The 13,669-nt window shown below is 62.9% G+C and carries 13 protein-coding genes, 1 tRNA gene and 1 riboswitch; of the genes, 4 read left to right on the top strand and 10 right to left on the bottom strand.

Annotated elements, in window-relative coordinates:
* Positions 1 to 98: 98 nt before the first annotated feature.
* The 5 genes from QYQ98_RS06090 to QYQ98_RS06070 form a co-directional block, all read right to left on the bottom strand.
* Positions 99 to 1,493: an NAD-dependent succinate-semialdehyde dehydrogenase gene (locus QYQ98_RS06090; protein ID WP_302006010.1), complete on the bottom strand. Its 1,395-nt coding sequence runs from the start codon at positions 1,491 to 1,493 to the stop codon at positions 99 to 101.
* Between the two features lie 60 nt (positions 1,494 to 1,553).
* Positions 1,554 to 2,201 carry a rhomboid family intramembrane serine protease gene (locus QYQ98_RS06085; protein WP_302006009.1) on the bottom strand — a complete coding sequence of 216 codons (648 nt, stop codon included), beginning with the start codon at positions 2,199 to 2,201 and terminating at the stop codon, positions 1,554 to 1,556.
* Positions 2,202 to 2,209: 8 nt separating this feature from the next.
* On the bottom strand, positions 2,210 to 2,734 hold the full coding sequence (locus tag QYQ98_RS06080) for a peptidylprolyl isomerase (RefSeq protein ID WP_302006008.1): 525 nt from the start codon (positions 2,732 to 2,734) through the stop codon (positions 2,210 to 2,212).
* A gap of 211 nt (positions 2,735 to 2,945) precedes the next feature.
* Positions 2,946 to 5,201, bottom strand: a complete 2,256-nt coding sequence (metE, locus tag QYQ98_RS06075) for a 5-methyltetrahydropteroyltriglutamate--homocysteine S-methyltransferase (protein ID WP_302006007.1) — start codon at positions 5,199 to 5,201, stop codon at positions 2,946 to 2,948.
* A gap of 20 nt (positions 5,202 to 5,221) precedes the next feature.
* The gene (locus QYQ98_RS06070) at positions 5,222 to 6,190 is read right to left on the bottom strand and encodes a methylenetetrahydrofolate reductase (protein WP_302006006.1); all 969 of its coding nucleotides are present in this window, start codon (positions 6,188 to 6,190) and stop codon (positions 5,222 to 5,224) included.
* Between the two features lie 336 nt (positions 6,191 to 6,526).
* On the opposite strand from QYQ98_RS06070, the gene QYQ98_RS06065 reads away from it, so the two are divergent.
* Complete coding sequence (locus QYQ98_RS06065; protein ID WP_302006005.1) at positions 6,527 to 7,192, top strand: hypothetical protein; 666 nt, start codon at positions 6,527 to 6,529, stop codon at positions 7,190 to 7,192.
* A 91-nt stretch (positions 7,193 to 7,283) separates the two neighbouring features.
* Positions 7,284 to 7,922: a YhgE/Pip family protein gene (locus tag QYQ98_RS06060; protein ID WP_302006004.1), complete on the top strand. Its 639-nt coding sequence runs from the start codon at positions 7,284 to 7,286 to the stop codon at positions 7,920 to 7,922.
* Positions 7,923 to 7,955: 33 nt separating this feature from the next.
* Here QYQ98_RS06060 and QYQ98_RS06055 read toward each other — a convergent pair whose 3' ends face one another.
* Genes QYQ98_RS06055 through QYQ98_RS06045 form a run of 3 tightly spaced genes read right to left on the bottom strand, consistent with a single transcriptional unit; the run spans position 7,956 to position 10,510 of the window.
* Complete coding sequence (locus tag QYQ98_RS06055) at positions 7,956 to 8,669, bottom strand: ABC transporter ATP-binding protein (RefSeq protein ID WP_302006003.1); 714 nt, start codon at positions 8,667 to 8,669, stop codon at positions 7,956 to 7,958.
* Entirely contained in the window at positions 8,662 to 9,507 is an 846-nt protein-coding gene (locus tag QYQ98_RS06050; RefSeq protein ID WP_302006002.1) for an ABC transporter permease, read from the bottom strand. Before QYQ98_RS06050 ends, QYQ98_RS06055 begins: the two co-directional genes overlap by 8 nt.
* Positions 9,488 to 10,510: an ABC transporter substrate-binding protein gene (locus QYQ98_RS06045; protein WP_302006001.1), complete on the bottom strand. Its 1,023-nt coding sequence runs from the start codon at positions 10,508 to 10,510 to the stop codon at positions 9,488 to 9,490. The genes QYQ98_RS06050 and QYQ98_RS06045 overlap by 20 nt, the downstream gene beginning before the upstream one ends.
* A gap of 38 nt (positions 10,511 to 10,548) precedes the next feature.
* Positions 10,549 to 10,675: riboswitch (TPP riboswitch) on the bottom strand.
* A gap of 219 nt (positions 10,676 to 10,894) precedes the next feature.
* Here QYQ98_RS06045 and QYQ98_RS06040 point away from each other — a divergent pair.
* Both QYQ98_RS06040 and QYQ98_RS06035 read left to right on the top strand, forming a co-directional pair.
* Entirely contained in the window at positions 10,895 to 11,218 is a 324-nt protein-coding gene (locus QYQ98_RS06040; RefSeq protein WP_302006000.1) for a YdhR family protein, read from the top strand.
* Between the two features lie 26 nt (positions 11,219 to 11,244).
* A complete protein-coding gene (locus QYQ98_RS06035) occupies positions 11,245 to 12,540 on the top strand; it encodes a hypothetical protein (protein WP_302005999.1) in 1,296 nt (431 codons plus the stop codon).
* 110 nt (positions 12,541 to 12,650) lie between these two features.
* Here the strand turns inward: QYQ98_RS06035 and QYQ98_RS06030 are convergent.
* Both QYQ98_RS06030 and QYQ98_RS06025 read right to left on the bottom strand, forming a co-directional pair.
* A tRNA-Ala gene (locus tag QYQ98_RS06030) sits at positions 12,651 to 12,723 on the bottom strand.
* A 325-nt stretch (positions 12,724 to 13,048) separates the two neighbouring features.
* A complete protein-coding gene (locus QYQ98_RS06025) occupies positions 13,049 to 13,492 on the bottom strand; it encodes a hypothetical protein (protein ID WP_302005998.1) in 444 nt (147 codons plus the stop codon).
* Positions 13,493 to 13,669: the final 177 nt, after the last annotated feature.

Genomic DNA, 13,669 nt, shown 5'->3' with positions numbered 1-13,669 from the left:
GTTATCCACAGCTTGGGGAAAGTGGGACGGCAGTGACTAATCCACAGGTTCTTCCACACCCTGTGGATAACTCTGTGCGGGGTGGTGTGAGCGGATGCTTACACCGCAGAGTCGGAACCCGCGACGTAGTAACGCTGCTTGTTCACAAACTCGTCCATTCCCAACGGACCGAGCTCACGGCCCAAGCCCGACGCCTTCACTCCACCAAACGGCAGCTCGGCACCGCGGGCCTGCGGGATGTTCACGTGGATCATGCCGGTGTCGATCTTCGCGGCCACCTTCTTCGCGCGCTCCTCATCCTCAGACATCACGGCGCCGCCGAGACCGTAGCGGGAATCGTTAGCCAGCTCGATTGCCTCTTCCTCGGACGAGGCCTTGTACACCTCTGCGACCGGGCCGAAGAACTCCTCGTAGAAGGAATCGGAACCGACGGGGATGTCGGTGATCACAGCAGGGGTGATGTAAGCGCCCTTGCCGGTGACCTCGCCACCGACGTGCAGGTTAGCGCCTTCATCCACAGCGACGCGCAGCTGCTGCGCGAGCATCTCGGCGGCATCGCGGGAGGACAGCGGGTAGTACTCGTTGCCCTCACCCGGGTTGAGCGGGTCGCCCTCGCTGTAGGAGGATGCCAGCTTCACCAGCTCCTGCACGAACTCATCGTAGATGTCCTCCATAACGATGATGCGCTTGTTCGCCGTGCATGCCTGGCCGACGTTGCCGACGCGCTTCTGCCACGCCGTCTCAGCCGCGGCCTTCACGTCGGAAGAGTCCAGCACGAGGTAAGCGTCGGTGCCGCCGAGTTCCAGCACGCACTTCTTCAGTGCCTGGCCTGCCTGGGAAGCGATGGCGCGGCCGGCGGTCTCGGATCCGGTCAGGGAGATGCCCTGCACGCGGTCATCCTCGATCAGGGTGGAGATCTGGGAGTGCTCTGCATAAATGTTGGTGTACAGGCCCTTCGGGGCGCCAGCCTCGTCGAAGATCTGCTCGATCGCCGCGGAGGAGCGCGGGCAGATCTCGGCGTGCTTGACCATCACGACGTTTCCGGCCATGAGCGCCGGTGCCGCGAACCGTGCGACTTGGTAGTAGGGGAAGTTCCAAGGCATGACGCCCACGATGACCCCGAGCGGGACCTTGCGCATGATGGACGCGCCACCCTGGTTGTTCGGAATTTCTTCGTCGGCACCGAACTTTGCGCCGTTGTCGGCGTAGTAGTTGAAGATCTCAACGACATCGTCGACCTCACCGTCACCCTCAGTGATGGACTTGCCCATTTCTTCGGCGATGGTGCGGGAGAGTTCGTCGCGCTTTTCGTCGAAAAGCGATGCGACCTTGTGGAGGATCTCGGCGCGCTCTTCGAAGCTCTTTTCACGCCACTGCTTGAACGTTTCGCTCGCGGTGGACAGCGCCTGCTCTAGTTCGTCGTCGGTGATGAAGTCGAAGCTTTCGACAATTTCGTTGGTCTGCGGATTTTGTACGCGGAATTTCGTTGGCATGTACACAACGGTACGAGCGTCACGGGATATTCGCCATAACTTATTTCACCGGCAGCTTTTTCAAGCCCAGATCGGGACAGTGCTCGCAGCAGCCGCAGCTGCCAAACCAACCGCCGCACCTCCCCAGCGGACACGCGCGTCCTGCGAGGTGAGCGGAGCAGCCATGAGCGTGCCGGCGATGAGCCCGCCGAGGTGACCCCACAGGCTCACATTCGGCGTGATCAACGTGAAGATGAGGTTGCCGCAAACCAACACCAGCGGTGCCCGGAGGTCAGCGTGGCTGCGCGCTGCGACTGCCACGAGCAACGCCATTAAAGCGTAGAGAGCTCCCGAAGCGCCAGCGGTGGGTTCGTCAAAACCGAACATCAGCACCGCCGCCGAGCCTCCCAGAACACCGGCGATATAGGCCAGCGCAAAGGGACCCGTGCCCACGGCGCGCTCAACAGCGGCACCGACAACAACGAGCATGAGCACGTTCACCACTAGATGAGTGATGTCCAAGTGCATGAACCCGGAGGTCAGTGCTCGAAGCCAGCCGAAGCGCTCGTCGACGACGAAGGGGCCCCACAGGACCGTGAAGGTGCCGGCGCGGGAGGACCAGATGACGTCGATAAGCGAATGCGCGTCGAGCGCCGCAACGAGGAACGCCCCCACGCACAGCGCTACAATGACGGCTGTGGCGGGGGCGCCGTAAAGGACGCGGTTCAACCTGTGAACTACTCCGAGACCGTGACGGACTCGATGACCACGTCTTCGACCGGGCGGTCCATACGGCCCGTCTCGACGTTAGAGATCTCGTCGACGACCTCCTTGGATGCCTCGTCCGTGACCTCGCCGAAGATGGTGTGGCGGTTGTTCAGGTGCGGGGTCTGCGCGACCGTGATGAAGAACTGGGAACCGTTCGTGCCCGGGCCCGCATTAGCCATGGCCAGCAGGTACGGACGGTCGAACTGGAGCTCCGGGTGGAACTCGTCGGCGAACTGGAAGCCCGGGCCGCCGGTGCCGGTGCCGGTCGGGTCGCCGCCCTGAATCATGAAGCCCGGGATAATGCGGTGGAAAATAGCTCCGTCATAGAACGGACCCTCATTCGAGCCGGACGCGTTCTTGGTGGAGTACTCCTGGGTGCCCTTGGCTAGGCCGGTGATGACCTCGATCGTGGTCGGGGCGTGATTGCCGAAGAGGTCGACCACGATGTCGCCGTGGTTGGTGTGGAACGTCATTGTCTGAGTCTTCTGAGTCATGCGGTCTAGGATACGCGTCCCGCAGGAGAGCCGTCGCTGGACCCGAGCCGGCACCCGCATCGGCTTCGGCGCCGACCTGCCCGCCACAAAACCCGCCCCAAATGAGAAACCAGCTACTTGGATCCAGCTAATTGCACCTTTTCAGGCGAATGGCTGGATCCTAGTAGCTGGATCTAGGAGTGAGTCGGCCGGTCTGAGGGGCCGTAGGAGTCTAGAGCCCCTGGGCGACCTCGTCGCGGGCGGCGACCATGTTGGCCAGTGCCGGCTCGACCTCGGCGTAGCCGCGGGTCTTCAGGCCGCAGTCCGGGTTGACCCACAGGCGCTCGGCCGGGACGTTATCCAGGGCGGCCTTGATCAGCTCGACCATCTCCTCCTTGGACGGCACGCGCGGGGAGTGGATGTCGTAGACACCCGGGCCGATCTCGGCGTGGAAGGTCTCGTCGATGTCCTCGAGCAGCTCCATCTTGGAACGCGCGGCCTCGATGGAGGTGACGTCGGCATCAAGGCCGGCGACGGCGTCGATGATCTGGCCGAACTCGGAGTAGCAGAGGTGGGTGTGGATCTGCGTGGTGGGCTGTGCCTCCAGAGCCACGAGGCGGAAGGCGCGGACAGCCCAGTCGAGGTAGGCCGGACGGTCGTCGGCGCGCAGCGGGAGCAGCTCGCGGAGAGCCGGCTCGTCGATCTGGATGACCTTGATGCCGGCCTTCTCCAGGTCGGCGACCTCGTCGGCGAGTGCGACACCGATCTGGTCGGCGGACACGGACAACGGGACGTCGTCGCGCTTGAAGGACCAGGCCAGGATGGTGACCGGGCCGGTGAGCATGCCCTTGACCGGCTTGTCGGACAAAGACTGCGCGTACGCGGACCACTCGGTGGTCATGGCCTCCGGGCGGGAGACGTCGCCGACGACGATCGGGGGACGGGTGCAGCGGGAGCCGTAGGACTGGACCCAGCCATTCTCGGTGACCACGAAGCCGTCGAGAAGCTCGGCGAAGTACTGGACCATGTCGTTGCGCTCCGGCTCACCGTGGACGAGGACGTCCAGGCCGAGGCGCTCCTGCAGATCGATGACGTTCTTGACCTCGGTCTTGAGCGCCTCGTTGTACTGCTCGTCGTTGAGTTCGCCGGCGCGGTGGTCGGCGCGGGCCTTGCGGATCTCGGTGGTCTGCGGGAAGGAACCGATCGTGGTGGTCGGCAGTGCCGGGAGGCCGAGCTCCTTCTGAGCTTCCTGGCGCTCCGCGAACTCCGGCTGACGCTGAACGGTGCCCTCCGGCAGCTTGGCCACACGGTCGGTGACGGCTGCGTTGTGGATGCGGGTGGACTCTGCGCGGGTGCGTACGGCGCGGTCGGAGCGGCCGAATGCCTCCGGCGCGTTCTCCTCGCCGGCGACGAGAGCGGTGATCTCCTCGATCTTTTCGTCGGCAAACGACAGCCACGGAGCGACATCGACCGGGAGGTTCTTCTCGGCGTTGAGGGTGTGCGGGACGTGCTGCAGGGAGGTGGAGGTGGACACGTGTGCGTCAGCGGCAGTGCCCAGCTTGTTCAGCACTTCGACCTTCTCGCGCAGGTTGGCGGCCCAGACGTTGCGGCCGTCGATGAGGCCGGCGACGAGTGTGGTGTCCTTGCCGTCGAAGGCGGCGGCGACGCGTGCCGGGTAGTCGGTGTCGGCGTCGAGGGTCCACGGGGACAGGTCGACGTGGACTGCCTCCGGAGCGACCGTGGCCAGGGCGTTCAGGCCCTCGCGGGCGGAGCCGTACGGGGTGGTCACGTACACGTTCGGGCGGTTTTCTTCGGCCAGGAGCTTGGTCCATGCCTGCTCGGTGTACTTGGCCAGCTCAGCGTCCGGGGTGGACAGATCGGCGACCAGTGCCGGCTCAGCGACCTGGACCCACTCGACACCGGCTTCCTTGAGGGCGGCGAAGACGGCAGCGTAGGCGTCGACAAGCTTGTCCAGCAGCGACCACTCGACCGGCTTGGCCAGGGCGAGGAGGGTGACCGGGCCGACGAGCGCCGGGCGGACCTTGTGGCCGGCCTCGCGAGCTTCCTCGACGAGACGAAGCACGCGCTCCGATGCCGGGGTGATGTCCTGGCCAGCTTCAACCTCGGGCACGAGGTAGTGGTAGTTGGTGTCGAACCACTTGGTCATCTCGAGCGGAACGCGGGTGTCGTTGCCGCGGGCCAGAGCAAATTCCTCGTCCAGGTCGGTGCCGCCGGCGATCAGGCCGACGGTGAGGCCGGTCTCGAGCACCTGGTCGTAGTAGGCGACATCCGCCGGGATGGCGTAGTCCTCGGTCAGGCCGAGGTCGCGCAGATGGTTGTAGGTGTCGATGCGCAGTGCACGAGTGGTCGTGCGGAAGGTGTCGGCGTCGATGCGGCCGGACCAGTAGGACTCCAGCGCGCGCTTGAGCTCACGGTTGGCGCCGATGCGGGGGTAACCCTCGATCGTGGCCTTGGGGAAAGTACTCACAGTTTCTCCTTGGGGGTTTGCTATTTAGGTTCGATTCCGAGCCGCGACAGCAGGTCTTGCGTCACCGCCAGGTTGTTGTGGGTGTAGATGTGCAGGCCGCCCACGCCGGCGTCGAGAAGCTTGCCGGCGAGTTCCGCGGTGAGCTGCATGCCCACCTCGTATTCCTCGTCCGGGTCGCTCGCCGCCGCCAGCTTATCGACGACACGCTGCGGCACCTCGATCCCCGACAGCACGCCCATGCGCTGGGCCCGCTTCAGGCTCGTCATAGGCATGATGCCGGGGATCAGGGGGATGCGCACGCCCGCCATCCGGGACTGCTCCGCGAAGCGAAGGTAATCCTCCGCCTCGAAAAACAGTTGCGTAATGGCGAAATCCGCGCCGAGCCGCTGCTTGGACAAGAGCACGTCCAAATCGAGGTCGGGCGTGGGCGATTCCGCGTGCCCGGACGGGTAGCACGCCACCGAAAGAGCGAGTTTGCCCGCTGCGAGGCGGTAGGCGTTTTCTTCCTCGATCTCCCGGATCAGGGTCAAAAGCTCAGTGGCGTACTGGAGGTAGCCCTCCGGTAGGTGGTCCTCCCCCTCCGGGAGGTCGCCGCGCAGGGCGAGGAAGCCGCGCACACCGGAGTCGATGAGCGTGCGAATCCAATCGGCCAACTCCTCGGTGGGCCCCGCGGTGCACGCTAGGTGCGCGATCGTGGGCAGGTTGGTGCTCTCGCTGAGCCGGGAGATGAAGTCGGCGGTGCCCTGCAGCCACCCGGAGCGGCGGGAGCTGGTCACGGCAACGTAGTCGGGGTTGTAGGCCGCCAAGCCGGTGATGAGGTCTTTCAGCTTCGCCTCGTCTGCATCATGGCGTGGCGGGATGAGCTCGAAACTCAGGGCGGTCCTCGTCTGCCGCTTCACAGCGTGGCGGGCACCGTCGTGTGGTGCTTCGTCGAGGGGGTCCAAGGGCGCAGACGCCGACAGCCTCGACGAAAAGTGTCCTTCAGTCAACGAAGGAGTCCTTTCGTCCTATCGGTTCAGGTGTTCGTTCTGCCGGGCACGCGGGTGTCCGGTTGGCTGGGCTCAGCACTTGGAAACTGGTTGGAATGTAACCCGGCCCGGTTTGAGCGATCAAAGGGGTCCCCTGTTTCCGCGCCCATTGATGCAGTTCACGACTGTTCCGCGTGTGAATATAAAACCGCGAATTTCGCTGAAACTGAACCGAGCGGTTCACTTTCCGGGGAACTATAGCGAAGGACAGCGAAAGTCCGCGACGGTGTCCGCTCAGTTCACTAGTGTGGGGAAGCACATAGCGTTGCTCCACACGACGAAAGGCCAGAACACACGATGAACCTCCGCAATATCCGCATCGCCTCCGCGGTGGCGGGAACACTGTTCAACCGTTACCGCGACCTGAACAACGAGCAGAAGCGCGACGTGTACGAGGCCGTCCGCCTAATGGCGCGCGGCGACAACGACGAGATCAATGAAGACACCTCCAACTTCAGCGCCGCCCGCCTCCAGGCCGGCGATGTGACCCGTGCAGCTCACGCCCGCCTGGACCGCCGCCGCGCCCTGTTCGAGCAAGACCAGCTGGACAAAAAAGAGAAGAAGGAGCTGGAAAAGGCCCTGAAGAAACAGAAGAAGCAGGGCAAGAAATCCGGCAAGTCCGGCAAGAGCGGCAACGGCATTGCCCTTGGCGCCCTGATCCTGGCCCTGCTCGCCGCCATCGCCGGCGGTGTCTACTACCTCATCTTCGGCACCGATTCCCCGGCACCGGCTAAAAAGGCACCAGCCAAGAAGGTTCCGCAGAAGGCGGCGCCTGCGAAGCCGGCAGTGCAGAAGACTCAGCCGCCGACACAGGGTTCCACACGCGTCACCGCCGGTAAGGACCACGGTCCGCTCAGCGAGGAACCTGCGGAGCGCGATGAGGAGCTGCTGAACTCCATCGACGAACAGCTGTCCACGCTGGACACGCTCGATGACGCGCAGCGGGAGAATCCGGGCAAGTAGCAGGGCGAAGCTGGGCGCGGCGGTGCCGAGACACGGGGCTCTCGGTTTTTAGACGCTTGGACTCCGAAAAGAACCTTCCCGCCGCCACGCGGTGAGCAACCGGCCGAGAAGCCGGCGCTGCGGCCAAGGCCTGTCCCCCTTCTTCCTCTCCCTGTCGCTGTGGTTCGGCGGCCTGATTCTGTTCATGGTCTTCAACCCGATCTCCCGCCGCGCTATCGACTCGGGCACCAACCCGGCGCGCGTGGTCATGGGCTCGTGGATCCCCGCAGTCCTGGTCGGTTTGGTGCAGGCCTTCAACCTGTGGGTTGTGCAGGCCTTCGTGCTCAAGGTCGATCCGGTTCACCCGGTGCAGATGCTGCTGTCCTTGGGCTTCATCGCCGCAGTGTTCAACACCGCGATCTTGGCCATTTACGCCCTCTTCGGCCCGTCTGTGGGCCGCTTGATCACCATGGTGCTCATGTCGCTCCAGCTGGTGGCCTCCAACGGCCTCTACCCCCCTGAGGTGCAGCCGGACTTCATCCAGTGGGTCCACTCGTGGGATCCGATGCGATTCTCGGTGGACCTGATGCGCCACACGCTCTTTGGCACACTCCCTGGCGATAACCGCGTCGAAGTGGCCATGGTCGTCCTCGGCGCCGTCGGTGTCTTGTCCTTCCTGCTCGCCATGCTGGGCTTCTGGAAGGAGCGGGTGCTCATGGAGAAGGACATCCACCCGGAGCTGGACGTCTAACCTCTCTGCCCCCTCGCCTCGCAGCTCCGCCCCCTAACGCGTCTGCAGGTGCTCCAAGATGCGCCGCTCCAGCTCGCCGAATTCTGGTGAGCTGAGCACGTCCGTGCCGCGGGGGCGCGGCAGGTCTACGTCGATGATCTCCCGGACGGATGCGGGGCGTGGACTGAGCACCACGATCCGGTCGGAGAGCATGATGGCCTCCCGCACGTCGTGGGTGATCAGCATGGCGGTCCAGTCGTGCTCCGCCCACATCCCCTGCAACCAGTTCTGCAGCTCGGTACGGGTGAGGGAGTCGAGGGCGCCGAAGGGTTCGTCGAGAAGCAGGGTGCTCTTCTCCTGCACGACAGTGCGCAACAGTGCGGCGCGCTGGCGCATGCCGCCGGAGAGCTGGAACGGCAATGCTTCCTCGAATCCTTCCAGCCCGAACTGCGGGAACCATTCGCGGGCGCGGGCGCAGGCCTCTTTTTTGGGTACTCCCTGAACTTCAAGGCCGAGTGCGGCGTTGGCTTCGATAGTGCGCCACGGGAAGAGGAGGTCTTTCTGCGGCATGTAGGCTGTGGTGCCGTCGAAACGCCATTCTCCGGAATCGGGTTGGTCCAGGCCGGCGATGATATTGAACAACGTCGACTTGCCGGCGCCGGATGGGCCGATGAGCGAGACGAACTCGCCCGGCGCGACATCGAAACTCACACGGTCGAGCACCTGGCGGTCACCGAATGCGCGGCTGATCTGGTCGAGCTCAAGCACGCTCGGCCTTCCTTTCCTTGATGTGCCACGGAATGACCGCGCGCTCAATGAGATAGGTGGACAGGTAGAGCAAAATGCTGATCACCGCGGTGACCACCACAGCTGCCAGGACGAGGTCGGTGCGGAACGCGTTCTTCTGCACGCTCATGTAGATGCCCAGGCCCTTCTTCGCGCCGACGTACTCGGCGAAGATCGCGCCCGTCACCGCGTATGTGATGCCGATGCGCAGGGCTGTGAAGAACTCCGGCATCGCGGACGGTAACCGGACCATCCAGAATTCGCGCCATTTCGACGCTCCCATGCTGCGCAGCAGGTTCGATGCTTCGCGGTCGGTGCGGGCGAAGCCTTCGATCAAGCCGATGGAGATGGGGAAGAACGTCACAAGCGCGACCACCAGTGTCTTCGGCAGGAGACCGAAGCCGAACCAAATGATCATCAACGGGGCAATCGCCACCACGGGAATTGTTTGCGAGGCGACGAGCAGCGGGGTCAGCCCGCGCTTCAGGGTCGGCGAGAAATCGATCGCGATAGCGATGAGCCACGCACAGACCAGCGAGAGCGCGAAGCCAATCAGCGTCACCTGCAGCGTGGCGATCGCGTGGGTGCCCAGAATCTCGCGCTGCGCCCACCCGGAGCGGGCCACCTGCGACGGGGCCGGCAGCACCTGCGGACGCACGCCGGTGGCGCGCACCAGTACCTCCCACACCGCCAGCCCGACGAGGACGAAGAGCAGCGGGACCCAAATATTGCTGCTGAGTCCCCGCGCCCGCCCGGCGCCGCCTCCGGCGACCACCGACGTGGAGGCGGAAGCCGCGGGTTTAGTCGGCGATGTACTCATTGGTGAAGTAGGTGCCCCAGTCCGGAGCCTCGGTGAGGGGCTTGTTGGCGTCGTCGACAAGCAGCCCGTTGTCGAACAGGAACTGGCCCAGATCGGCCCAGTGCTCCTGCGTCTGGTGGCCGAACTTGCCGTTCTCGTCCAGCATGTACTTCTCGGAGAGCATGCGCTGGCTCTTCTTCAGGAATTCGAGGTCGGTGAGGATCTCCGGATTCTCCTTCTGCAGGATTTCGGCTGCCTCGTCCGGGTTGTCCACTGCGTCCTGGTAGCCGCGCTGGATGGCCTGGACGAATTTCTTGCTCTCCTCCGGGTGCTCGTTCATCCACTTGTTCCCGCCGATGATGAGCATCTGGTAGCAGTCCGGGAAGCCGTAGTCGGTGTAGGCGAAGTTCTGCAGCTTGACCCCGCGGTCCTCAGCCTCGATGCCCTCCCAAGCGACGTACGGAACAGTGAAGTCGACATCTTTGGAGTACAGCGCCTCGTACGCGGAGGTGCCCAGGGTGACCTCCTCGAACTCGCCCTTGCCGCCGGCGCCGCGGATGACCCCCTTCAGGATCGCGTGGTCTGCCGGAGAGCCGAAACCGCCGAAGGTCTTGCCGTCGAGATCGGCCGGGCTCGTGATGTCGTCGCGTTCGGCGAGAACACTGACTTCGGTGGTCCAGGTCTGCTCGACCGCCAGCACGGAGCGCACGTCCGCGCCCGCCGCCTTAGCCATGGTCATGCGGTCCTGGGTGTCCACCGCGAACTCGGCGTTGCCGGAATCGATGAGCAGGATCGGGTTGCTGTCGTTGTACGGCACGACCTCGACATCCAAACCAGCATCCTTGAAGTAGCCCTTGTTCATGGCCACGTACAGTCCGGTGTGGTTGGTGTTCGGCGTCCAGTCCAGCGCGAAGCGGACCTTGGTCATTCCGTCCTCATCGCCGGCGCCGCCGCCGCACGCCGCCAACATCATCGTGGATGCGAGCGCGGTGAGAAAAACGGCGATTTTCTTGCTAATGCCCATGTACCTCGGCCTTTTTCGGGGCGGACAGGTACAGACGCACGCAATCGTAGCGACCATCCCTCCGCCAGTGCTAACTGGTTCAGGTTCGACGGGTGTCATCTCAGCCTTCGCCTTACGGCGTCGCGGCGGTCTCGGACAGCCACAACGGCACCCCGTGTCACGCATTCCAGGGTATACCAAGGCCTCACCCGGCTTCGTGGGGCTTTCGCTTGTCGACGTTCCATGCTCCCCAACCGCCTTAAACCGCAGAAAGCCTGCGGAAAGGACCACCGTGAAAATTTTCAGACCAGAACTCTTGCAACTTATAGACAGACTGGTACAGTAAACACCACTGTTCGCAGACAGGTCAGTCTATACAGCGATTACCACAAGAAAGGAATCCCAATGTCCACTCTCCTCTCCGTCACTTTCGACAGCCCTTACGAGTTCACCGACCAGAAAATCCGCGAAGGATTCGAACAAGCCATTCCAGATCTGCAGCAGCTCCCTGGTCTGGTCTGGAAGGTCTGGACCTCGCAACCGGGTGAGGGACGCGGTGCCTCCTTCTACCTCTTCGATACTGAAGCTAACGCTAAGCAGTGGGGTGAAGGCCCGCTCGTGCAGACTCTTCAGGACCTTGGCAATTCCAACATCGAGGTGCAGTACTGGGAGGTCGAGGAAGAATTTTCCAAGCAGACTTTCGCTGTCCTCAGCCGCACGAACGCATAAATAGGTAGCACCAGAAGGAACTCACAGTGTCGATCCCCCAATCTGCCCAAGACTTCGGGCTCTTCGATGCCTTGATCGGCCGCCGCTCCAGGCGCGTCGGTCTGGGTGCCACCATTCCTGACGGCCCGCTGGCGTACGAGTCTCCGTTCGAGCCCGTTCCGCTTTCCGACGACGAGCGTGCTCTCCTCGCCTTTGCCGCACTCGGTGTGACCGGTTTCAACCTCGGTATGCCGCACACCGCATCCGGCGAATCCGATAAGGGAGCGAATTACATCGTCCGCTACCTGGGCCGTACGGCTCCGAGCGGTGCTGGCATCGAGTCCAGCGAGATTCTCATCACCGATGACTCGGGTACGTACATCTCCCAGACACGCAACCTGTCTCCAGACAAGATTGCAGAAATTGCGGAGTCGAAGACACTCGATGACTACGTCGCACACGCCAAGAATAATCTTGTCAAGCTTTCCGACGATCCCGTTACTCTCCCAGCAGAATGGGGCTTCATCGATAAACACAACTGGTGGACGGCTCTCCAACCAGGCACCACGTTGATCGTACCGGTGCTGGATTCCGCTGAATACGGTTTGAACCTCCTGAGTCTGCTTTCCGGCGAGGGCACCGTCGTGTGGGACGAGGCTTCGGACAGGCCCATCGGCAAGCCGGAGAAGTTGCTCAAGAGCGGTCACCTCAACGCCGAGATGAAGGTGCCGTACTCCTTCTTCGAGTCCTACCTGTTCAAGATGGCCAACCACGAACTGAGCCTGGCCCCCTACAATGCGCAGCTGGCATTGCAAGCTATCGGCCTAGGCGGATGGTTGTACGGCGGAATCAATTCTGATGCGCTGCTGGGAGCCTTCGCCGAGCAGGGGCACCGAGGCTTTGGTTTCACCTACGATCAGGCAGGACCCCAGAGCATTCCGAACCCGGTCGGCCTGCCCGAGTACTTTGAAACTCTCGCTCCGCCTTTCGTGTCGTCTCCGGGTGAAGCGGTGGAGACATTCATCGACCGCAAATTCGGGCCAGACGGCACGTATAAGTCTGCTCAGGGACCGTACAAGGATCAGCATGGCATCGCGTCGCAGATCCAGCGCGTAACCGATGAGCAGATCGAGTACTACATCTCCGTTGTGGAGGAGATCTACGAGCGCGACGGCCGTTACCCCGGGTCTGGTCCGACCGTTCTCTCCGGCATCTACACCCAGGCCACTCACATCGACCCGGAGTATTACGCGAAGTTCCACAACGACGACGCAATCCTAGAGACCCACCACAACCACTTCCAGGACTGGCACAACGGCGAACAGCCGCAGCGCCGTAAGTAATTCAGGTGTCCGGAACAGCGTCTCTGCGCCGGGAAACGTCTCCCTAGACGGCTGAGAAAACCAAGCAACCCCCTAGCAGTGCAGCATGCACTGCTAGGGGGTTCATTCTGTGGAGCATAGGGGAATCGAACCCCTGACCTTCGCATTGCGAACGCGACGCTCTACCAACTGAGCTAATGCCCCTTAACGGAAACATCTGAAAACGTTACGCTTGTCTCACGCTCACTCCAAAATCACGGCACCCTGCACACCCCGTTGAGTGTGTCCGGCCAATCCGCCTACGGGCGGAGTCTGACTAGTTCCCCTCCGGCACCGCGGCCGGCGTTCGCACCGCCCTGGAACAGATGCGCGGTATCGGCCACCGCTTCGTCCTCATCGACAGCACTACCCCCAGCTAAAGCGCCACACTGACCCCGCGGTAACCCACGGAGATTCATGGGAAACGATCTGGAAAATCCCGCCCACCACAGATGGCGGACGGGATGTGCGGGTCAACGGGGAGCCAGTTTTAGAGGAGGATCTTGCCCACGATCTTGGCGATGCCCTTAATCAGCGAGGACGCACCGTCGCCCTTGAGGAAGGACGGGGTGAAAAGGTCCTTGATCTCGCCGGCGCTCTTGATGATGCCGCTGGTGACGTCGAGGCCTTTCTTCGCGTTATCCAAACGCGCATTGGTGATCTCGATCTGAGCGCGGTCGCGCTTCTGCTTTTCCTCCCAGGTCAGCTTCGCCTTTTCTTCTTTCGCAGCCTTGCCGGTCTTCTCCACCTTCTCAGTCTTCGCAGTCTGCTCAGCCTTTGGTGCCGCCGTTGCGGCGGTGGAGACGGTGGCTGCAGTGTCCGCAGTGCTTGGGGTGTCGAGAGGCGCAGTGGTGGCGGCGTTGGCCGGTGTGGCGGCCAGAACCAGAGCGCCAGCAAGGACGGATGCTGCGGCGACATTGGAGAACTTCTTCATGTTGTGCCCTTTCTTGGTGAGGGTGAGATGTGAAAACGGAAGTGGCGCTCCGTGAGCTCCATGAAGGAATGCTAGGAGCTGAAATGGCCTCCTACTAGGGTGTTTTTAGCCTTCATGCAATGTCGGAACCAAAGTATCCGGGCCAGCCATTCCAGGAAATCGAGTGAGTGCTGCGCA

It is taken from the genome of Corynebacterium sp. P3-F1 (assembly GCF_030503635.1).
Taxonomy (GTDB): domain Bacteria; phylum Actinomycetota; class Actinomycetes; order Mycobacteriales; family Mycobacteriaceae; genus Corynebacterium.
Note: the sequence above shows the minus strand (reverse complement) of the source record. Positions and strands in the feature narration are given on the sequence as shown.

What these genes read in the sequence shown, in the direction of transcription:
- QYQ98_RS06050 (WP_302006002.1), bottom strand. Translation starts at nt 9,507, where the DNA reads ATGAGTACATCGCCGACTAAACCCGCGGCTTCCGCCTCCACGTCGGTG.
- QYQ98_RS06045 (WP_302006001.1), bottom strand. Translation starts at nt 10,510, where the DNA reads ATGGGCATTAGCAAGAAAATCGCCGTTTTTCTCACCGCGCTCGCATCC.
- QYQ98_RS06065 (WP_302006005.1), top strand. Translation starts at nt 6,527, where the DNA reads ATGAACCTCCGCAATATCCGCATCGCCTCCGCGGTGGCGGGAACACTG.
- QYQ98_RS06080 (WP_302006008.1), bottom strand. Translation starts at nt 2,734, where the DNA reads ATGACTCAGAAGACTCAGACAATGACGTTCCACACCAACCACGGCGAC.
- QYQ98_RS06090 (WP_302006010.1), bottom strand. Translation starts at nt 1,493, where the DNA reads ATGCCAACGAAATTCCGCGTACAAAATCCGCAGACCAACGAAATTGTC.
- QYQ98_RS06025 (WP_302005998.1), bottom strand. Translation starts at nt 13,492, where the DNA reads ATGAAGAAGTTCTCCAATGTCGCCGCAGCATCCGTCCTTGCTGGCGCT.
- QYQ98_RS06040 (WP_302006000.1), top strand. Translation starts at nt 10,895, where the DNA reads ATGTCCACTCTCCTCTCCGTCACTTTCGACAGCCCTTACGAGTTCACC.